Origin of the sequence: Asaccharospora irregularis DSM 2635 (assembly GCF_900129815.1) — a bacterium.
In the GTDB taxonomy this organism is placed as follows: domain Bacteria; phylum Bacillota; class Clostridia; order Peptostreptococcales; family Peptostreptococcaceae; genus Asaccharospora; species Asaccharospora irregularis.
Genome location: NZ_FQWX01000009.1, coordinates 46,940 through 69,025 on the forward strand (window position 1 = coordinate 46,940; position 22,086 = coordinate 69,025).

Below are 22,086 nucleotides of genomic sequence, written 5' to 3' on the forward strand. Positions count from 1 at the left end.
TTTTTATATTATTTGTAATAATTTATTTTTAAAAGTGTTTGGGGGTTGACTTTTTTATAAAAAAAAGGTTATAAAGTTAATGTTTCCTGTTTTTGTGAAATTTAATACATTTTTTCTATAAAATTTAAAAAGAGGCAACTGCCTCTTTTTTATAATGCATAGAAAATTATATTCATTTTCATAATGCAAATAAGTATACTTATTTATAATTTGCTATCGAATTAATCAAATCATCAAACTCATCAAAGTGAAGTGATTGCATCCCATCTGAAAGTGCATTTTCTGGTTCTGGATGAACTTCTACCATTATTCCATCTGCACCACATGCCAAAGCTGCCAAACTCATCGGCTTAATTAAATATCTAACTCCTGTCCCATGGCTAGGGTCCACAACTACAGAAAGCCCTGTTTCCTTTTTTATAATTGGAACAGCAGCTAAATCCAATGTATTTCTAGTGTAATCATTATAAGTTCTTATACCTCTTTCACACATTATAATGTTGTAATTGCCTTCTTTTGCTATATATTCAGCTGCCCCAATCCACTCAGTTATTGTAGAGGCTATCCCTCTTTTTAGCATAATTGGTTTATCTTGTTTACCAACCTCACTTAACAGTGTAAAATTTTGCATGTTTCTAGATCCTATTTGAATTATATCAGCTACATCATATATTTTTTTTAGATCACGTACATCCATTAATTCTGTAATAACAGGTAAACCTGTTTTTTCTTTTACAGCCTTTAATATTCTAAGACCTTCTTCTTTTAGACCTTGAAATGAGTCAGGTGAAGTTCTCGGTTTATAGGCTCCACCTCTTAAAACATTTGCACCTTTTTCCTTTACAAACTCTGCAGTTTTCAAAAGTTGTTCATAACTCTCTATTGCACAAGGTCCTGCTATAATAATTTTATCTTCTTTTGAAACCACATCTTTATTTTTATATATTTTTTCTATATTTTTTCTATCGTCAAATAGGTTGTTTATCATAACCTAAGTACTCCTTTACCTCTTGTTTTTCCTCATTAGTTAATAAATTTAAGTGCTCTTTGATGCTTTTATCTTTTATGGCAAGTTCTTTATTCAAATCCATAAGAGGTATCAAAACAAAAGCTCTTTCTGTTATTCTCGGATGAGGTATTAATAATTTTTCAGATTTTAATTGTAAATCATTAAAAAATAATATATCTACATCTATTGTTCTAGGCCCCCATCTTATTATTCTTTTCCTATTTAACTTTTCTTCTATTCCCTGACAAAAATTTAAAAGATCCTCTGGAGATAGGTTTGTTTGTATTTCAACACACATATTTAAGAAATCATCTTGATTCTTATATCCCCAGGCCTTAGTTTCGTAAATCTTTGATTCTTTTATTATATTTATGTTATTGCTTTCTCTCAATATATCACAAGCTTGCTTTAAATATCCAAGTCTATCTCCTATGTTAGTTCCTAAACCTAAGTAGGCTCTATTCATATCTCATTCTCCTTATTTCCACTCCAAAATAATCATAAATACCTCTAACTGGAGCCTCTGGCTTTTTAACTCTTATGCTCAAACCTTCTATAAGTTGAAATCTATCTAATACCTCTTTGGCTATATTTTCAGCTAATGCTTCTATTAAGTTAAATTGTTTATTCTCTGTTATATCCTTTACCAATTCATATACATCTGCATAACTAACAGATTTATTCATATCATCACTTAATCCAGCTTCTTTTGTTTCTAAATAAAGCTCCATATCTATAAAAAACTTTTGTCCCAATGTATTTTCTTCTTTTAGTACCCCATGATATCCATAAAACCCCAAGTTATTCAATAATATCTTGTCCATTTTTATCCTACTTTCTACATATAGCATCTGCCATTTTTGCTGCATTTAGATTTTGGGCTACATCATGCACTCTAACTATGTCTACCCCAGATTTTATACCTAAGACTGTTGTAGCTATAGTTCCTTCAATTCTTTTTTTAGGCTCTACATTTAATACATTTCCAATAACAGATTTTCTAGAAGTTCCAAGCAATATAGGATATCCTAATTCTTGCAGTTCACTCAATCTATCTAAAACCTCAAGGTTTTGTTCAAATGTTTTTCCAAAACCTATCCCTGGGTCTAAAACTATATTTTCCTTTTTTATTCCTGCCTCAATAGCTATAGATATACTCTCTCTTAAAAAGTCTTTTATAGATTCCATTATATCCTTACTATATTCTGTGCCTTCCTGATTATGCATTATACATACTTTTGCATTATACTTTCCAATGACTTTTGCCATGTTATTATCTTTTCTTAGACCCCATATATCATTTATCATTTCAACGCCTAGCTTTAAGGCTTCCTCTGCTACTTCTGATTTATATGTGTCAACTGATATAGGTATATCTATTTCTTCTTTAAGTCTTTTTACCACTGGTACTGTCCTTCTTATTTCTTCTTTTATATCAACATAATTGTGTCCAGGACGAGTCGATTCTCCTCCTAAATCTATTATATCAGCACCTTCATTTATCATTTCTTTTGCATGTTCTACTGCAGCTTCTACATTTTCGAAATCTCCCCCATCAGAAAAGCTATCTGGGGTAACATTTAAAATTCCCATTATATAAGTTCTCTTGCCATAATCAAACATACTAATACTCCTAATTTAAATTTTATTTTTAGATATTTATCTCATATTTATTAAACTCATAGCTTCAGATCTAGTTGCTATTTCAGTTTCAAATACACCTCTAACAGCTGATGTTATCGTCTTTGAACCCGGCTTTTTAACACCTCTCATTGTCATGCACATATGTTCTGCCTCGACAACAACAATAACCCCATAAGGCTTAAGCTCTTGCATTAAAATCTCTGCAGCCTCTTTTGTAATTCTTTCTTGAAGTTGAGGCCTTTTTGCCAAAGTTTCTATAACACGAGCCAGTTTTGATAAACCTGTAAGTCTTCCATCTTTCGGAATGTATGCAATATGAGCTTTCCCAAAAAATGGTACTAGATGATGTTCACAACATGAATGAAATGGAATATCCTTAACCAACACCATTTCCTCATGCTTTTCATCCTGAAAAATAACCTTTAAATGCTCTCTAGGATCTTGGTTAATCCCTGAATAGATTTCTTCATACATCCTAGCAACTCTGGCTGGAGTTTCTAGCAGTCCCTCTCTATCTGGATTCTCTCCTATAGCTTCTAATATATCCCTCACTGCATTTTTTATTTTTTCCTTATCTACATTATTCATCATCGTTTAGCCCCCTTACTAGTAAGTAATCTTTATGCTTTTTGTATACTTTATTTCTTTAAAAATATGATTGTATAGTTGTAGCAAAAGGTTATAATCATATTCTTCATGGATCTCTTCTATAAAATTAAAAAGCTCTTTATTTTCTTTTTTTAATTCTTTTAGCAAGTTTTTATCCTTTGGTACCCACTTGTCATTTATCTTAAAGTACCCTATTATTATATCTTTTAAATATAAATTCGTCAAAAATTTATATTCAAAATTTTCAAATTTTTCTTTATATTTCAATCTTAGTATTTTAGATTCCACATCAATTTTTATAAATTGTTTTTCACTGTATGATAGTTTTTTAGGACCCTCTAAATAACTTCTTCTACATAGTTCTTTTATATGAATAGCAGTATTATTTTTATCATATATAACTTGAGCATCTTTCATTTCCTTCAAAAAGAAGTATTCTTTATTATTTACTAAGTATTTTAATCCATTTCTCGAGAAATAATTTATATCAAACTCTATATCATTTATATATTTAATTACTCTTTCTTGAATTTCTCCTTGATTTACAAAAACAAAAATATCAATGTCATTTAATTTCAAATTAGTTTCTCTTAAATCTAATCCTTTACTAGAGCCAACTAGGAATATCGCTATAGTATTGGAACTTTTTTTTATTTTTTCCAACTCCGTTTCATAAGTTTCATAAATACTGTTTGTCATATTACTTCTCCACTAACATATTTTTAATATAGGCAATCTAGAATTTTATCAAATAAATAATTTTTTCTATTATAAAATATTCCATCTATTTCTGTTACTCTCATTAACTCCATAAGACTATTGGTAATAAATACAAAATCAAATTTATCTAATTCTTCTAATTTTATAACATCCTCTCGTAAATCTATAGAAGTGTCGTTACATATGTTTAGAACTTTTTGTTTCATAGTTCCATTTAATATTGGCAAATCTGATTTAGGTGTATATATAGTATTTCCTCTGATAAAAAATATATTACTCATAGAACATTCTAAAACCATCCCATTTAAGTCCAAAAATATTCCATCATCAAACCCTTTTTTATTTGCATAATTCTTAGTATAAATACTTTCAAAATAATTCGTTGTTTTGTGTCTATATATTATACTATCTCCTCTCTTTATTGGAGATATATTCAACCTAAAACCCCTTTTATACGAGCTCTCATCATAAGGTATATCCCTTACGGAAATATTATACCCATCATCGAATATAGTCAACCTAAGGGCCTTGTTTACTATCTGTTCTTGTTTTATATATTCTAAGATTTTTTGTTCTAAAAAAGATCTCATACATATTAAATATTGTAAACTAGATCTATCCTCTGATTTAATGTTCTCATTTTCCAAATCTATATCTTCACATCTTATATTTATGCTTAAGTCCAACTCACTTATTGATTTAAACATTCTATCCATATGCAAGTCTAAATCCTTTACTTCCCCATTTTTAACTTTTATAGTTTCGAACAGCCCTATTCCAAATTTATTTAATGTACTGTTAAAAGATGTGCTATTCTTCATAATATCCCCTCAATGCTTTGATAATAGACTGAGCTTTATCCAAAGTCTCTTGATATTCATCATCTGGATTAGAGTCCCATGTCATTCCCCCTCCAACTTGGAAATATACATTTTCATCTTGTTTAATTATAGTTCTAATTGCTATATTAAAATCCATATCTCCATTAAAACCTATATAACCTATTGATCCTGTATATATATTTCTTTGAGTCGGTTCTAATTCATCTATAATTTCCATAGCTCGAATTTTAGGTGCCCCTGTTATAGATCCCCCTGGAAAAGTAGCTTTAATTACATCAATTGCATCCTTGTCATCTTCTAGTTGACCTACTACTGTAGAAACTAAATGATTTACATTTGCATACTTTTCTATTACAAATAATTCTGGGACTTTTACGCTTCCTACCTTGGAGATTTTTCCGATATCATTTCTCTCTAAATCTACTATCATAAGTAATTCAGCCCTATCTTTCTCACTTTCTAATAACTCATTTTGAAGCCTTAAATCTTCTTCTTTAGTCTTTCCTCTAGGTCTAGTACCTTTTATAGGTCTAGTTTCTACTATTTTGTTTGTACATTTTATAAATCTCTCTGGTGAGTTTGAAAGTACATGAGTTTTTTCAAAATTTAAAAATGCACCAAAAGGCGCTGGGCTAAATCTCCTCAAATCTCTATAAATTTCATAACTAGAAACCTTCGTTTTTCCACTAAATCTTTGTGTTAGATTTGCCTGATAGATATCTCCCTGAACTATATAATCTCTTATTTTTTGAACAGAATCTTTAAATTCTTGTTTTTTAAAGTTCGAGCTAAGCTTTATTTTTTCAATTTTATCTTCTCTATAACAAATGCCATCTATTCCCTTTTTCTCTGCCTCTTCTATTTTTGCTTCTATGTTTGAAATTAATTTTCTTTCTATATGTATATCTAAGTCTGGAGTAGCTATATAAGTCTTTTCTTCTAGATGGTCAAATACTATTACGTAGTTATATAATCCGAAATACAAATCATATACACCAGTATCATCTATAGCTGTTTTTTTTATATTCTCTATATAATTTCCCAGGTCATAAGACAAATAACCTACCGCCCCACCTATAAAAGGTAGATTTGTTTTATTCTCTACTTTATATTTTTTTAATTCAGCTTTTAATGTATCTAATGGATTCTTTTCACTATTTTTAAACTTAAGCACTTTGAATGGGTTGCTACTTACAAAAGAGTATCTCCCTAGTTTATTTTTATCCATGGCACTATCTAATATAAAACTATTATCATCGTCTTTAAATATAGTAAATATCTCAAAAGAGTTTAATTTAGTATTTAGCTGCTTTATCATTTTATAATATTATCCTTTCTCTAGCCTCTTTTATAAAGTTATTAAGCATTTCATGTCCCTGTTCTGACAAAATAGCCTCAGGATGGAATTGAACTCCCTCTATCAAATAATCTCTATGCCTTATTCCCATTACTTCATTTTTGTTGGTTAAAGCTGTTACTTCCAACTCCTCTGGTATATCTTCCAATATAAGAGAGTGATATCTAGTTACATTTAATGGGTTTTTTAGACCTCTAAATACCCCTTTATCATTATGTGTTATTAAATGTACTTTTCCATGAACCGGCTTGTCTGCTTTTATAACTTTAGCACCAAATGCATATCCTATAGTTTGATGACCTAAACAAATTCCGAGTATTGGCTTTATACCTTTGAAATATTTTACAATATCTATACAAATACCAGCCTCTAGTGGCGAGCAAGGACCTGGAGACAAAACAATTATCTCAGGATTTAATTTTTCTATGTCATCTATACTTATTTTGTCATTTCTTTTTACTACTACCTCTTCTCCTAGTTGTCCAATAAACTGAACTAAATTATAAACAAATGAATCATAGTTGTCTATCATAAGAATCATCTATAATCCCTCCTTTGAAATATATTTATACAATTGTCTTATCTTTGTGAGTTTATATAGTTGATTATATAGTTTCATAGAAATTTATGTCAAGATAGTTAAACTCTCAAAACAATTAAACAGTATAATTATTTGTTTTATACAAAAACTATAGAAGTATCTCCCTAAGTATATTTTTAGGGAGTTCGTTTAAAATATTTTTACCTGGAGGTTTTTTAATGAACAATTACATAATTATAAGGTCAGATAACAAATCTATATCACCTCCCATGTCAAAACATGAGGCTGTAAAAAAACTTAGAGAATACGATAAAGAAGGAATCTCTAGTTACTTAATCTATAGAAACGACTACCTAGAGTTTGATTATGTTAACAGGTTAAATGTCTACGAGGAATATCATTAAATTCATACCTTTTTTTAAAAACTAAAAAGGAGCTAAATGCTCCTTTTTGATAGCTTATAACCAGGATTATAATACTTTTCTTTCTTGCCTTTTTGTTCTCTAGTTTCTATTAATTGTTTTATCTTATAAATATAATCTTCGTCTTCACTTAACCTTATTAAGCTTGTGAGATAATATACATCTGTACTTTTTGGAATTTTTTTGTTTATCACTAAATCTATAGCAGTTTTTGCTGGTTCAAAATGTTTTAGGTGTGTATGACCCTCTTGAAAACTCTTTTTAGTATTATAAGCTATATATCCTTCTTTAACTTGAAATACTATAAAACCTTTTTTTTCATAAACTTTATTGTACATAAAATCAATTCCTTTTCAAGATAGTCTTACTAATATAATATGAACCTTTGCAAAAATAGTTTATATTTTTACAAAGGTTCATATTATTTTATATATATTAATCTTAAAAACTTATTAAATCAATTTAATCAATCAATTCTGAAACTGTTACAAACTCAAAGCCTCTGCTTTTCATCTCAGGTATTAATATATCTAGGGCTTCTACCGTATCTTTTGTTGCATAGTCATGCAATAAAATTATATCTCCATTTTTTGCATTTTTGATTATTGTATCAGATATACTTTTAGCTCCTGGGTTTTTCCAATCCTTTGCATCCAAAGTAGTCCACAACACTATCTTATAATCCAGTTTCTTAGCTATTTTTGCAAGAGATTCTTCTTTGTAGCTTCCATATGGAGGTCTAAATAAATTCGGTTTTTTACCCGTCAATTCTACTAGTGTTTTCTCGCATTTTAATATCTCATCTTCTATCTGAGAACTACTTAAGTTTGTTATATCAGGGTGATTAAATGTATGATTTCCAATCTCATGACCTTCTTTACTAGCTCTAATTAAAGGTTCTTTGTACCAATTCGCATGTTTTCCTGCTATAAAAAAAGTGGCCTTTACTTTGTGTTTATTTAATACATCTAAAACCTCGTTAGTTTCTTTTGGATGAGGTCCATCATCAAAGGTTAGTGCTATTAATTTCTTTTCCCTAGATCCATTTTTTATAAATATATCTCCTCCTAATTTTGCGTATGAACTAGGAGTGAATACAAAAATTAATGATAAGACTATAATACATGATAATATAATATTTTTGCATTTCATATTTAAACTTCCTTTCAAATATTTTATATTATATCCCACTATAGAAATTTTGAGTATAATATGTTTTATACGATCCTCCAAATACTACTCCAACTCCTATATTATTATAATCTCCTAAAATATTTTTTCTATGTCCTAAAGAATTCATCAAAGCCTCATGTGCGTATATAGAATTTACCTGACCAGCTGCTATGTTTTCTCCTGCTTTAGAATATAAAATCCCTTCTTTTTGCATTCTATCAAAAGGTGTTTCATTTTTTTTATTTATATGATCAAAAAAATTGCTTACCATCATATCATTACTATGATTTCTTGAACTTTGAGTAGCTGCCTCACTATATTCTAGTGATATAAGACCCCTTTTTAACCTAACACTATTTACAAGATCTACCATCTCTAGTTCAAAACTTTTTTTGATTTCTTCACTTTCTTCTGGATATATACCATTAAAATGATTTTCTATATATTCATCTACTATTAAATAAGAACATACTCTATTTTCATCGTGGATATCATAAAAAACAGTAATATATTTTTTCCCTTTATTTATTATGTCATACTCATCCTTAGAGTTTATCATATATCTGGTATTTCCTTTTTCCTTGTACTCAATTGGAGAATAATTACTTCTTATATACTCTCTATTTTGGTTTAATTGTATTCCTTCAGTTTCATAAGAATTCATAGAATTACTATAAAACGCTACTACAGCATCGTTTTCAATGCCTACCATAACAAATTTTTCCCCGTACTGATTGTATACGTACCAATCAAATGAATATTCACTTTTATCTATTCTCGAAGGTTCTCCTATAAATGACTTTACCGTTTGTGTACTATCGCCAATCCTTATATTTTCGTAATTATTTATATCCTGATTTACAGAGTTCTGCTCAATACTCTCACTTTGGATATCCTCTACTGCATTACTATGTTCTTCATTATAGTGCCTTTCAAATAGTGAATCCTTTAGTTTGTATCCAAAATCTAAAATATCTGAACCATAAAATACAAAAATTACTATAATTAAAATTATAGATACTATTTTTTTCAATTTTTCACTCTCCTAGGTAAAAATTAAGCTTTCAAGGAAAATATCTCATCTAAACTCATATTAAAAATAGAAGGTTTATCAAACTTCCAAGTTCCTTGATATACAAGTTCACCATTTATATAAAACGTTCCCTGACCATGTTTTTTACCATGTTTAAATTCACCCTCATACTTTTTACTCTCATCCCAGATATATATACCCTTCCCATGTATCAAGTTGTTTTTCCATTCACCGTCGTATATCACATTACCATAATTATCATAACAGGTTCCACTACCTTCCATCTTGCTACTTTTAAAATCTCCTATGTACATCCATCCATTTTTCCATCTGTATATACCAATTCCATCTTTTTGTCCGTCCTTCCAATTTCCTATATATTCATCCCCACTTGAGTATATCATCTGTCCTATACCATCTAGTCTGTCATCTTTAAAAAATCCTGTGTATATATCTCCTTCTCTAAAGGTAAACTCCCCTTTCCCGTCTTTCATGTTGTTAGAGAAATTTCCTATATAACACATTGAATCTTCCTCATTATCACTTTGCTTTTCTTTATTTAATTCCTCTTTTTCTGCGAAAATATAAACACCTTTTCCTTCCATTTTATTTTCAAAAATATGACCTATATATGTATCTCCATTAGAAAATTTATATATCTTTCTAATATTCTTCTTAGAATTTAGTTCAGCATTATCATCTATCTCATTTGACTCTATATTTAAAATTTCTTTTTCTGTTGCATATACACCTTTTTTTATGGCTTTTCTTCTTATATTTTGTATATATTTAACTTCTTTTTTTACTTCATTTATATTTTTTAAATATTGATTGTATATATCAATGTATTCATTAGGTATATTCATAATTCGTTCCTCCAATTAGTTAACAATTGTAGTATTTCTACTAAATTCATTATATATTAATAAGCAAGGTTATTTCTATATATTGAATAAATTTGTAGGCTAAAATACAAATAATTTTTTATACATTAGAAAAAAGGGTAAGCTCATCAAGTTTACCCTTTTTCTTCTATATAAATATTTTTTATAAATATTTTTCTTTAAATCCTCTTCCCTTTACTTCATTGACATCGTTTACTGATATAAATGCCTTATTATCATATTTAAGGGCAATTTCCTTTATTTTAGGAATCTCAGTAGATGAAACTATACAATATATAATTTTTTTCTTTTCATGAGTGTAAGCTCCCTCAGCATCTAAAAAAGTAACTCCTCTTATAAGTGTTTTCATTATGTCTTTAGCTATTAAATCACTTTCCCTTGATATAACCATAACAGATTTTTGACAGTTCATAGCATCTTTCATAAAGTTCATGGAATAAGCATTTATAAATAATGCTAATAGAGTATATAAAGCTAGCTTCATTCCAAACAATACGCCCCCTACACAAACTATAAGAATATTGATAGAAAATGTAGTATCTTTCATAGGTATATTTTTCTTAAACTTTAATATGGCAGCTATTATATCTGTCCCACCCTGAGAAGATTTTGTTTTAAATACAAGTCCTGTACCTATACCGGCTAATACACCACCGTATATACTTTGAAGCAATATATCATTTATAGGTATAATTCTACCAATTTCTTGAGTTATTCCTAGTAAAAATGAAAACAACAACATGTTGATTAAACTTGTAATACAAAAATCTTTTTCCAAATAAATAAATCCAAGAATAAATATAGGTATATTAATTAAAAACGTAAGTAAACCTACATTTATATCTGTTATATAATTTATTGATGCTGCTATGCCTGTTACTCCTCCACTTAGTAAACGAGCAGGTCTTAAAAAACCGTTTATCCCTATACATGCAATAAGCATTCCTAATATTATCACAGAATATCTTAAGAATATGTTGTCTTGTAGGGCGGTGTTAACTTTACTCATTTCTTTCTCCCTTCGAACTTTTTACACTGTATAAATACGTGTATTTATTTTTTCCCTTACAGTAAGAATCAATACATCTCATCGATTACATGATATATTATATTATTTTTTTCATATATGTCTAGTGTGTTTTTTGTTCATACTAATCTAGTATTCATACTTATTTTGCTTATTATGGATAAAACAAATAATCACCTCGCATCATATGATATTGTCGACGATCATTCTTGCAATATATTATTCGTCGACAGTTTTATATGAATATATATTTTCAAATCATATTGTACCTTTAGCATGATGTATACAACATTACTTGGAGCTTAAGTTTTATATATTGTTTAATAATGATTTTTAGAAATCATATATTGCAAGATTTTAAACTATATATTTCAATCTATGATTTTTTATTTTAATTAATTTCAAATTTCCTACCTAATAATTTCTTCATAAAATTTTAAAATAAATAATTTTTTTTATAATTTATCATTTTTATATTAATCTATTAAAAGTAAATTGCCTATTTTATCTATATAATTGTTATTATTGCCTTTTATTAATTGGGCGTACCCTTCTTCAAAATCTGATATAGAATCAAATTTAGGAGTAATTTGTACTTCTCCTAATTTGTTTAAAAATCCCCATAATCCTCCCTTAGGTATACTCATCCCTCTCGTAAGAGAATTATACCCTATATTAAACCTCGCTAAACCTTCTCTAAAGTCACAGGCATAGTCAAACATAGTATCTATAACAACCTCACCTTTTTTGTTTATATATCCCCATTTATCGTTTATACATATGCAAGCTAACCCTTCCGAAAATGGTTTAGCTCTATCAAACACAAAATCAATAATTACTTTTCCATTCAAATCTATATAACCCCATTTATCTTTGATTCTCACAGGAGCTAACCCTTCAGAAAATTCTGTACCTATATCAAATTCTGCAGGTATAACAAGATCTCCATATTTATTAATATATCCATACTTACCCTTGATCTCTACTAAAGACCTTCCTTCAAAAAATTGATTTACATAAGTGTAAGATGGATCTATTGCAACTTCTCCTTGTTTATCTATAAATCCCCACTTTTTATTAATCTTAACTCCAGCTAATCCTTCCCTGAAGTTAGCAGCGCAAATGAACCGCGGTTTTATTGCTTCTTCTAAAGATGTATCCAAGTATCCGTAGTAATTGTCTAACTTTATTCTAGATAAACCCTCGCTAAATTCGTATGCACTATCTAAGTGAAGAAATATTTGAGTATTTCCTAGTTTATCAATATATCCAAATACCCATCTTGTCGTCTTTCTTATTTTCTTTATATATGTTATTACACAATATCCATCCCTAAATCTATCTGACACATACCTAAACCTAGGATTTATCACTACATTTTTTTCTTTGTCTATAAATCCATATCTTCCATCCCTTAATATAGGAAGAAATAACTCTCTTTTTACCATATTTGCCCCCTTATAAATAAGTGTTATTATACATCTTATTACTTTATAGGGCTTTCTATTCTTCTAAGAAAATCTTCTAACTATTTATATTATCTTTTATAAATTTAAGAAAATTTTTATAAGATATCTTCTCTATATCATTCTGGCTATAACCCCTGGATTTTAATTTTACTACTATCTCTTGAGTCCTTGATACATCATACAGTCCATTTTTATTTACATCTGCTGTATCTAAGTCACTTCTTAGTTGGTCATCTATATAGTCACAATAATCAAGACCAAAGCATACTGAGTCTATACCTATAAGATCAACCATGTGATCTATATGGTTGACTAAATGCGTAGCATCTTGTTTTTCTCTATCTACATGTATAAAGTCTCTGTAAGCATTAACTCCTATAATACCTCCTGTTTCCTTTATCAGTTTTATCTGATCATCTAGCAGGTTTCTCTTTTCATTGCATAACTTTCTGCAATTTGAATGACTTGCAATTATAGGTTTTTTTGTATGTTTTACTATGTCAAAAAATGTCTTATCACTTGCATGAGATACATCTAGTACAATTCCTCTATTCTGAATTCTTTTTAAAAAATCCTTGCCCCTTTCCTTGAGTCCTGAATCACTTAAAGATTTTACTCCAGTTGCAAGTTTATTTTCCTCATTCCAAGTCAATGATAAAAACCTTATTCCATATTCATATATTTCATCCACTCTATTTATATCATCCTCTATAGATTTTGCCCCCTCTAAGTTCATCATTACTGTTATCTTTCCAGACTTTAGTGCATCATAATATTCATTATAATTTTTAGCAACACAGAGAAAATCCTTTGCAATTTCAATTTCCCTGTCTGCATAATCCATCATAGTTTTTAAATTTTCATAATCATTATATTTAGGATCTAACCAAAAGACAAAAATTCCTCCATTTATCCCTCCTTTATTAAATTTGCTTAAATGATATCTTTTTATAATATCACTTTCTCCTCTAATTCCTTTGTTAAATATATCCGTAAATATATCTGCATGGATATCAAGTATCATATAACCCCTCCAAATATATAGTTTAATAGCTTTTTTCCTACCTATTCAAAAAGCTTATCTTTCTTATCACTAGAAAATGCTAGCTGTAGAAAAATAAGCTTTTGTAAACTATTTTAAATTGTCCTATCTATCTTTTACTTAGAATATCTTTGACCTTAGAATTATTATACATACTGTCTGGAACCTCACTTCTTAAACTATAAAAAGCTTTTTTCGCTTTTTCTAAGTCTCCGTCTTCATAGTATAGCATACCTAATTGGTAATATGCATCATCATAATATTCTTCACTCGGAGTGTAAGTGTTTATATACTTATTATAGTATTTAATAGCTTCCTCTTTGTTTCCTATTTTTTGATTAGTTATAGCTAGTTGGTATATGGACTCTGATATATATTTTTTAGTTTTTCCAGAACTAACTACTCTTTTAAATCCAGATATAGCCTCCTTGTAATCTCCATCTTTTTTTAACTTAATAGACTTAGTATACAACTCCTCTTCACCTATTACTTCCACCGGCTTTTCTTCGTTTTTTGCCTTTTCTAATTCATCACTAGTCTGATTTAATTTTTGGGAAGCTTTTTCTAATTCTTTGTCTGCCTCACTTAATTTTTTATCCTTGTTACTAATCTGAGAATTAAGTTCATCCATTTTGTTTTTATTATTTATATAATATATTGATACTGCAATCAATAAAAACAATATAAGAGTATAAGGTAATATATTTTTCTTTGTCTTGTTTTTGTTCAGCTTAGGATCAATAGATTTTTCTTTCTCATCATTTATATCTCTAAAGTTACTATTTAATTTATCGATAATCTCATTGTCCATATCTACTTGTCTAAGTCTTTCCAGATATCTATCTCTTTTCTCGGTGTTTCCCATCTTGTCATATAATAAAGAAAGTATAACATAAGGCTCTATTAACTCTGGATCCTCATCTATTATATTGTTCATTATATGTATAGATTCATGATTCAAATCTTCATTTATAAACCTAATTGAATGATTATATCTTCCTAAAAATACTTTAAATTCCTCTGATGAAATTAAATCTACATAGTTTCTAGATAGATCATTGTTTTCATAACACATAGCTGTGTAAAAGCTTTCAAATGCTTTTGAAAAATCACACTTCAACAACTTCAACAATCCTCTTAAGTTTAATATGTCTACATCTTTAGGATTAATTTCTATAGCCTCATCTATCATAGCTAATGCACTAGTTATGTAGTTTTTATTTGCCAGATTTATAGCATTATTATATTTTTTATAAGACTCTAATTTAAGTTCTTTTGACGTAACCTTTGATTTATTTTTTAGTGTCGCTTGCAAGTTTAATATAGTTTCCTCTTTGTAATTTGTAGTCACATAACTTTGTTTTAATGCTTTTAAGGTTTCATTCTCTTCTTCGTCATCTATATTAAAAAAAGTTAAATCACTTTTTTCTTCTTCTATAGAGGATATATCCGTACTTTTCATCGGCATATTGCCTATATCCGTCTTAATTTTCCCTCCTAAAATAACAACCACCTCCTAAAATCTATATTTAAGATAACATATTTGATATTCTAAGTCAAAACTATACATATTTTACCATATGTATCCCTATTTATATCCATGAAAATATTTTTTTTAGCAACTTTAAACCTCTCTTAGAATATGGAGGATACTTAAGTTTCATATCCATTAACTTTGAAGATTTGAGAACTGTTTTCTGATGAGAAAAAGTTTCAAAGCTCTTTTTGCCATGATATGAACCCATTCCGCTACTTCCTACTCCACCAAAGGGAGCCTTAGGGTTTGTAATATGCATTATAGTATCATTTATGCAACCTCCACCAAACGATATTGAATTTATTATTCTTTTCTCAAATTTCTTATTTGTTGTAAATAGATATAGAGCTAAGGGATTTTTATTTTTTTGAACTATATCAAAAATTTCTTCTTCTCTTTCATACTCAATTATCGGTATTAAGGGTCCAAAAATTTCTTCTCTCATTACCAAATCCCCCATATTTACATTATCCATTATAGTAGGTTCTATTTTTAGCTTTTCCTCACTATACCCGCCTCCAAAAACTACTTTGTCATAGTTTATAAGGTGAACTATTCTTTCAAAATGTTTTTTATTTACTATACTTGTATAATCATCACTTTCTATAGGATTTTTTGAATAAAATTTTTGAATATAATCTGCCATTGTTTTAATAAGTTCACTTTTTACACTCTTATGTACAATTATATAGTCTGGAGCTATACATGTCTGTCCTGCATTTAAAAGTTTACCCCATATTATTTTTTTTGCACTTAAGTTTATATCCGATGTCGAGTCTACTATACAAGGGCTTTTCCCACCTAACTCTAGTGTGCACGGTATCAAGTTTTCTGATGCTGACTTCATAACTAATTTCCCTACACTTGGACTTCCTGTAAAAAATATATAGTCAAATTCTCTACTTAAAATATATTTATTTACTTCTAAATCACCTTCTATAACCGATATATATTTTTTATCAAAATACTTTTCTATCATTTTTGCTATTACACTAGATGTACTTGGGGCAAATTCAGATGGTTTTATTATAGTACAGTTTCCAGCTATTATACTACCTATCAATGGAGACATACTTAATTGAAACGGGTAATTCCATGGAGCGATCACCAAACAAACTCCATACGGCTGGTTATATATATATGTCTTTGATCCAAAACTAATCAAGGATGGCTTTACTTTTTTACACTTATTCCACCTCTTTAACATCTTTCTAGCATAACTTATCTCAGAAATTATTACACCTATTTCGGTTTCATAAGTCTCAAATTCAGACTTATTTAAATCTGACCTAAGAGCATTTAATATATCTTTTTCAGACTCTATTATTGCTTTTTTTAATATATCTAGCTGTTTAATTCTAAAATCTACATTTTTAGTTTCTTGCGAGTTAAAATATAATTTTTGTAACTCTATATTACAGTCTATATGTTTAAACTTTTCCATAAATAATTCTCCTATGTAAATTTCTTTATAAACTTCTTTATACAAAAATTAACCTTTACCATATGGAAAGGTTAATTTAAATTAGTACTTAATATCAAATTTTTTAACTTTTCTATATAGCGTAGCAATACCTATTTCAAGAGCATCAGCTACTTTTTTCATTCCTTCTGTGTTGCTTCCATATTTTTTTATAGCATTTATTATAGCCTCTTTTTCTAGATCATCAATAGTCTTTACTTCCTGCTTATAAAGCTCATCTAATCTAAACGATATTAAGTCAGACATACTTTTTATGAATATAGTAAGCTCTTTATCTTTTGAAAGTAAGTTATTCTTTTGCTCTTCATCAAATGCTGCTATGCCTAAAACGCCCAATATATCGTCTCCAAGCTTGACTGGTGTACATATATCAGCTAGTTCTTTACAGTGATCCTTGTGAGAACACCGACTACAACTAATACTCACTGCCTTATCAATAACATATGAGTTGCCTTCTCTTAAAACCGCTGAATATACTGCTTCCTCTGATATCTTCTCCCCTATTCTTTCTCTAAATATACCTGTTCCTGCTATCCTAGTTAAATCTTTAGTAACTAAAGTAACATCTACATTTAGTACATTTGAAATATTTTCACAGATACTTTGAATGTAATTAGTTATATCATTTAGCTTCAAAATAATACCTCCTAATCCGTGTGGTGTTATTCTACTTTCGTTTGCTGATCTGTGCTCTCTGCAGGCTTTTCATCTGTATCTCCACCCTGTTCGCCTGTATTTGGTGTTTCAGGCTTTGGTTGATTTTGTGGTGGATTTTGAGGTGTACTTTCCGGACTACTCTCCACAGGAGCCTCTTGTTTTACTTCTTCTTTTGTACCTATTGCTATAACTTCTTGCTTTTTAGGATAATATGATTTATGCACCCTAACCTTTTTTATAACATTTCCATTACTATCCTTGTATACTCTATAAGTTGATACTGTGTATGAATTTCTTCCTCTTTCTAAAACCTGCTCTTTTCCTTTAGGCAAAGTAGGGTCGTCTACTTTTTTAACAGGAGCCTGGCTACTTCCTTCTATATTAGTTACTATCTCTATATTCTGCTTATCTTTTGAGCTTCCGAATATTTGGCAAGTAACAATATTTCCTGAAACATAATTTCTAACATAAACAGGCGATTTAAAATTATTTTTGAATACAAAGTCTATCCCACCATCTGCAACTGTAGCATCTCTTCCCTTGCCAACATAGCTAGATGGTATTGTGTGATTTTGTATATTGACTATCTCTAGCCCTGAATATAAAACTGAGTTATATAATGTAGAAGATACCTGACAAACGCCTCCACCTATTCCCTCTTGCACTACTCCTTGCACTATAACTGGGGCATTCTTATATCCGTTTGATATAGTTCTTTCACCAGTTTGATTGTTATAAGAATAAGTCTCTCCAGGCATTAATAAAACATTGCTTGTTCTATCCGCTGATATTCTTATATTTTCACTTCTTCCTGCTATCCCACTATCAAATCTAGTAGAATAACTGCCCAGAACTGTATCTATATCTTTTAACTGTTCTTCTTTTATTTTTGGTTCGACAACATTTACAACTAGTTTTTCTTTAAATATGCCTTTTACGATCTCTTTCTCAAACGATTTTATACTTTTTTCTATGTTAAGTTTTAATCCACTCTCTTCTTTTATGACGCTTATTCCAGAACCACCTATATTTAGCTTAGCATCTTTAACGTCTACATTTATATCTTTTGCGATTTTTTCTACTTCTTTTTTAAGTTTACTTTTGTTGTAATCAAAAGTAACTGTTATATGATTTTTTTCTCCAAAATTTGTTTTTGTTGTTTTTACAATGTTTTTAAAGATATTATTGTTCCTATTTAATCCATATGCTTTTTTTACTGTGTCATCTAAATCATAGGAAAGATCTATATCCTTATGGGGAACTGACCATTTTCTATCATTGTATTCAAAGCTTATATTTTCCAATTTATATTCTTTACTAAGTAAACTCTTAGCCTCTTCTCTGGTCTTTCCTCCAACACTGACTCCACTTATATAGGTATTTTTGGCTATTTTTTCTCCTCTAATTTGCATAAATGTTATTCCTGAAAACAACACCAAAACTCCAACTAAAACTCCAATTAAAATAAATACATTTTTCCTGTTATTGCCCATTATATAAATTCTCCTTACTGTGCTAAAAATTATCTATAAATATTAGATACTATAACCTAGATCAAAACAATTTTCACTATTTATATATTGTTATATTCTTTCAGTCCGCTATAGAGTAACCTAGCTTTTTATTTTATAGATTATATATTCTAATACTCTTCTAGTTTACCATCTAATATAGTAAATATTTTACCACTATATATGTTTACTAAACATAATTGTTTCTTTTTAAAGAAACCTTTATTGATTAAAAAGTAGTTATACAAATCCTTTTGCTTTCCTAAGATTTCATCCAAGCTTTTTTCTGATTTTGTATATCTATCTACTTTTTGAACTGGAACTTTATTTATACTCTTATACTTAATATTCTTCTCATCTAAGATGCCTTTTAATATAAATTCCAATTTTTCATCACTTATACTAAACTGATATTTTCCTCCATCCAATATCCTAAAGTATCCATCACTATAGTTTGAATCATATTTTCTACTTGAGGATTTATATGAATACATACTTTTATCATCTGGGCTTATTAACAATTCATTCACTAATTTTTCATGTTCAAAAAGTTCAACATAATAATATTTTTTGTCATCTACCATCTGCTGTAGCGTATTTATAGATATGCTCTTTCTATCTTTACCACTTCTTTTTGAAATTAAGTTCAAAATATCATCAGATGTCATTGTATATAAAGATAGATTTTTTTGATAAGTTTTTTCTAACTCTTCTACTTTTTCATCTTCTTCATAATAAGGTTTTAAGTAGTCTATACATTGCAGTGCCTCTTCATAATTGCCTAATTTATTAAATTCTTTTGATTGTTCAATATAATAATCGTGCATTAAATCTATACACTCTTTTTTAGCATCTTGGGCCAAACTATAATACTTTTTATCTTCTTTTAATACCTTATCATACCCTTCAATAGCTTCATGGTATTTTGAGATTTTCTGATTATTAAGCGACTCCTCATATATTTTTCTTGACTCATAAACCACTTGTATTTCCTGTTTGTATACATCTAACTCTCCGTTAATACCGTTTAAGCTAGAGATTATATTCATATATGAAATTCCCACATCATATTTAAAGCTATCTGCTTTGTATAATTCACTAACTCTACTAGCCTGTTCTACTATATCTTTTAAATTTAAATTTATATCATATAGCGAGTTTATAGTATTTATCAATCCTATAAAGTATTCCTTTGTTATTTCTCCGTTTATGTACTTATCTCCACTAGCTAGTAATAACTTGTTTATTTTTTTTGAAACAGAGTTATTAAACCTTTTCATTTTAGTATCTGAAAATTGTCTATCCAAGCTTTTGTAATAATCTATAGCAATTGAATATTGTCTTCTTTCAATGTTTTTCAATAATTGATTTGATTCTTTACTTACTGTCATTTCGTCACTACTTATAAAAAAAACTGCTATTAATAATACAAATCCTAATACTGATAATGAAAATTTAATTATAGATTTTCTATTTCTATCTATGAAATCTATAAACCTATCAAGCAATTCATTAAATTTCATTAAAATTCCCTTTCCCTCTTATATAATAATTTTTATTATTGCAAAGTTTTGTTTTTTATTATATCACATATAGGGATTATTAACCATATGCTAACCCGGTAGTCTCATATTTGAAATAATTCTATATTATGTTTATAAATAATATACTAATATCATCTAAAGTACTATTTTTACTTAACTTCATTAGGTATTTTTCATAACCTTCTAACAGCTTTTTCTTAGAAAAAATATTCTTAGTATATTCATATATGGTTTTATCTAAACTACCAAGCATATCCTCGTTTGAGACAAAACTATTTTCAAATCCGTCAGTAAATAAAATTACCCACTGGGATTTACTTTTATCTATGCCCTTTTCTATATATGTTTTCATCTTCTTCCATGACATACTATCACTCATTGAATCTACAATATTATTTATATATTCATGTTTAAATACATTTTTATAGATATTTTCTTTTCTTATAATTATACTACTATCACCTAACTTTAGATATATTTTAAAATCATTTGTTATTAAAATAGCAGATAATGTAGTCCCATATTTTATATGCTTAACATTTTCTACTATTGGTTTTATTTTGTTGTGATGACATTCTACTAAATATACCCATTTTTCGTATATATCTCTTTGAATTTCCTTTTTTTCTATGGATTCTTCTATATAGTTAATCTCTCCTTTATATTTACATATATAGTTTTCTAAAACATCAATTGCTGCCATGCAAGCAAAATTAGCTCCTTCTTTGCTATATTCAAAAAAGTCTGTACTATGTCCATCAGCCACAGCTGCTATTATATAATCTCTTGAAATTTTATATTCAATATGATCCTGAGATTTATTTCCTTTTAATATATTTTTATATCCTGTAATTGAACTTTCATATATTTTATATTCCATAAAAATCCCCCTTAAAATCTATACCTATATCTACTATTATTCAAGGTATTTGTTATAAATTATAAAAACTTTAAATATTACTTTTAAAGTTCCCTAAAACAAAAATAAAAAAGCTCTCTCAAAATTAAAGCTTATACCCTTACACAAAGCCCTAAATTATAATATTTACGACCTATAAAAGTTGGTATATAAACTCTAAACTTCGAAAAAGCTTATAAATCTATATTCTATTCAATTGTTTTATATAATACTATACTTATAAGTACAATTTAAGATATTTTTCTTCTTTGTACTCTTGTATGTGAAACTTGTGTTTTTTTGACAGGTGCACGCTTTACCTTCTTTATAACCTTAGGTCTAGCAGCAAATAATCTTCTAGAGTTAAGTAATACCAACCCTGAGGATAAACATACAGTTAATACTGTAGCCATCATAAAATAATACCTTAATCCAATATGTATACCCATAATTAAATTTACTATAGCCATTACAAACGTTATTGAAAAACATATAATAGCTGACTTTATAAAAATCCTCAAAATCCCTTTAAAGCTGTTCACCCCATTACTCACCCCTTTTGATTGTACACTACTACTATAATACTTATTATACTTAAATATAACAAATTTGTAAAATATTTTCAATATATTTCCAACTTACTAATTGAAATTTCAACAAAAT

Annotated in this window: 24 protein-coding genes; 1 reads left to right on the top strand and 23 read right to left on the bottom strand. The window is 28.5% G+C overall.

Annotated elements, in window-relative coordinates; all coding sequences use genetic code 11:
- Positions 1-199: 199 nt before the first annotated feature.
- Genes aroF through BUB34_RS05710 form a run of 9 tightly spaced genes read right to left on the bottom strand, consistent with a single transcriptional unit; the run spans position 200 to position 6,722 of the window.
- On the bottom strand, positions 200-988 hold the full coding sequence (gene aroF, locus BUB34_RS05675; protein WP_073125167.1) for a 3-deoxy-7-phosphoheptulonate synthase: 789 nt from the start codon (positions 986-988) through the stop codon (positions 200-202).
- The gene (folK, locus tag BUB34_RS05680) at positions 969-1,475 is read right to left on the bottom strand and encodes a 2-amino-4-hydroxy-6-hydroxymethyldihydropteridine diphosphokinase (protein ID WP_073125169.1); all 507 of its coding nucleotides are present in this window, start codon (positions 1,473-1,475) and stop codon (positions 969-971) included. The genes aroF and folK overlap by 20 nt, the downstream gene beginning before the upstream one ends.
- Positions 1,468-1,833, bottom strand: coding sequence for a dihydroneopterin aldolase (folB, locus tag BUB34_RS05685; protein ID WP_073125171.1), 366 nt, complete (start codon positions 1,831-1,833; stop codon positions 1,468-1,470). The genes folK and folB overlap by 8 nt, the downstream gene beginning before the upstream one ends.
- A 7-nt stretch (positions 1,834-1,840) precedes the next feature.
- The gene (gene folP, locus BUB34_RS13065) at positions 1,841-2,632 is read right to left on the bottom strand and encodes a dihydropteroate synthase (RefSeq protein WP_143153325.1); all 792 of its coding nucleotides are present in this window, start codon (positions 2,630-2,632) and stop codon (positions 1,841-1,843) included.
- Between the two features lie 36 nt (positions 2,633-2,668).
- On the bottom strand, positions 2,669-3,244 hold the full coding sequence (folE, locus tag BUB34_RS13070) for a GTP cyclohydrolase I FolE (protein WP_330392750.1): 576 nt from the start codon (positions 3,242-3,244) through the stop codon (positions 2,669-2,671).
- A 15-nt stretch (positions 3,245-3,259) separates the two neighbouring features.
- The gene (locus BUB34_RS05695) at positions 3,260-3,961 is read right to left on the bottom strand and encodes a hypothetical protein (protein ID WP_073125173.1); all 702 of its coding nucleotides are present in this window, start codon (positions 3,959-3,961) and stop codon (positions 3,260-3,262) included.
- A 23-nt stretch (positions 3,962-3,984) separates the two neighbouring features.
- The gene (locus BUB34_RS05700) at positions 3,985-4,803 is read right to left on the bottom strand and encodes an aminotransferase class IV (RefSeq protein ID WP_073125175.1); all 819 of its coding nucleotides are present in this window, start codon (positions 4,801-4,803) and stop codon (positions 3,985-3,987) included.
- Positions 4,793-6,142, bottom strand: coding sequence for an aminodeoxychorismate synthase component I (pabB, locus tag BUB34_RS05705; RefSeq protein WP_073125177.1), 1,350 nt, complete (start codon positions 6,140-6,142; stop codon positions 4,793-4,795). The genes BUB34_RS05700 and pabB overlap by 11 nt, the downstream gene beginning before the upstream one ends.
- 1 nt (position 6,143) lies before the next feature.
- Entirely contained in the window at positions 6,144-6,722 is a 579-nt protein-coding gene (locus BUB34_RS05710) for an anthranilate synthase component II (protein WP_073125179.1), read from the bottom strand.
- A 218-nt stretch (positions 6,723-6,940) separates the two neighbouring features.
- On the opposite strand from BUB34_RS05710, the gene BUB34_RS05715 reads away from it, so the two are divergent.
- Positions 6,941-7,126 carry a hypothetical protein gene (locus tag BUB34_RS05715; RefSeq protein ID WP_073125181.1) on the top strand — a complete coding sequence of 62 codons (186 nt, stop codon included), beginning with the start codon at positions 6,941-6,943 and terminating at the stop codon, positions 7,124-7,126.
- Between the two features lie 32 nt (positions 7,127-7,158).
- Here BUB34_RS05715 and BUB34_RS05720 read toward each other — a convergent pair whose 3' ends face one another.
- The 14 genes from BUB34_RS05720 to BUB34_RS05785 form a co-directional block, all read right to left on the bottom strand.
- Positions 7,159-7,482 carry a hypothetical protein gene (locus tag BUB34_RS05720; RefSeq protein ID WP_073125184.1) on the bottom strand — a complete coding sequence of 108 codons (324 nt, stop codon included), beginning with the start codon at positions 7,480-7,482 and terminating at the stop codon, positions 7,159-7,161.
- Between the two features lie 124 nt (positions 7,483-7,606).
- Positions 7,607-8,296 carry a polysaccharide deacetylase family protein gene (locus tag BUB34_RS05725; protein ID WP_073125251.1) on the bottom strand — a complete coding sequence of 230 codons (690 nt, stop codon included), beginning with the start codon at positions 8,294-8,296 and terminating at the stop codon, positions 7,607-7,609.
- A gap of 28 nt (positions 8,297-8,324) precedes the next feature.
- Complete coding sequence (locus BUB34_RS05730; protein WP_073125186.1) at positions 8,325-9,350, bottom strand: CAP domain-containing protein; 1,026 nt, start codon at positions 9,348-9,350, stop codon at positions 8,325-8,327.
- Positions 9,351-9,373: 23 nt separating this feature from the next.
- Complete coding sequence (locus tag BUB34_RS05735) at positions 9,374-10,216, bottom strand: MORN repeat-containing protein (RefSeq protein WP_073125187.1); 843 nt, start codon at positions 10,214-10,216, stop codon at positions 9,374-9,376.
- A 181-nt stretch (positions 10,217-10,397) separates the two neighbouring features.
- Complete coding sequence (locus BUB34_RS05740; RefSeq protein WP_073125188.1) at positions 10,398-11,264, bottom strand: YitT family protein; 867 nt, start codon at positions 11,262-11,264, stop codon at positions 10,398-10,400.
- A gap of 494 nt (positions 11,265-11,758) precedes the next feature.
- Positions 11,759-12,730, bottom strand: coding sequence for a WG repeat-containing protein (locus BUB34_RS05745; RefSeq protein WP_073125190.1), 972 nt, complete (start codon positions 12,728-12,730; stop codon positions 11,759-11,761).
- Positions 12,731-12,806: 76 nt separating this feature from the next.
- Entirely contained in the window at positions 12,807-13,775 is a 969-nt protein-coding gene (locus tag BUB34_RS05750; protein WP_073125201.1) for a dipeptidase, read from the bottom strand.
- Positions 13,776-13,902: 127 nt separating this feature from the next.
- Positions 13,903-15,261, bottom strand: coding sequence for a tetratricopeptide repeat protein (locus BUB34_RS05755; protein ID WP_073125203.1), 1,359 nt, complete (start codon positions 15,259-15,261; stop codon positions 13,903-13,905).
- 124 nt (positions 15,262-15,385) lie between these two features.
- Complete coding sequence (locus BUB34_RS05760) at positions 15,386-16,774, bottom strand: aldehyde dehydrogenase family protein (RefSeq protein ID WP_073125204.1); 1,389 nt, start codon at positions 16,772-16,774, stop codon at positions 15,386-15,388.
- Between the two features lie 81 nt (positions 16,775-16,855).
- Positions 16,856-17,449, bottom strand: a complete 594-nt coding sequence (locus BUB34_RS05765) for a helix-turn-helix domain-containing protein (protein WP_073125207.1) — start codon at positions 17,447-17,449, stop codon at positions 16,856-16,858.
- A 26-nt stretch (positions 17,450-17,475) separates the two neighbouring features.
- On the bottom strand, positions 17,476-18,963 hold the full coding sequence (locus BUB34_RS05770) for a VanW family protein (RefSeq protein WP_073125209.1): 1,488 nt from the start codon (positions 18,961-18,963) through the stop codon (positions 17,476-17,478).
- Between the two features lie 149 nt (positions 18,964-19,112).
- Positions 19,113-20,504, bottom strand: coding sequence for a UbiD family decarboxylase (locus BUB34_RS05775; RefSeq protein ID WP_073125212.1), 1,392 nt, complete (start codon positions 20,502-20,504; stop codon positions 19,113-19,115).
- A 121-nt stretch (positions 20,505-20,625) separates the two neighbouring features.
- Positions 20,626-21,405: a protein phosphatase 2C domain-containing protein gene (locus tag BUB34_RS05780; RefSeq protein ID WP_073125214.1), complete on the bottom strand. Its 780-nt coding sequence runs from the start codon at positions 21,403-21,405 to the stop codon at positions 20,626-20,628.
- 269 nt (positions 21,406-21,674) lie between these two features.
- A complete protein-coding gene (locus BUB34_RS05785; RefSeq protein ID WP_073125218.1) occupies positions 21,675-21,965 on the bottom strand; it encodes a hypothetical protein in 291 nt (96 codons plus the stop codon).
- Between the last annotated feature and the right edge of the window lie 121 nt (positions 21,966-22,086).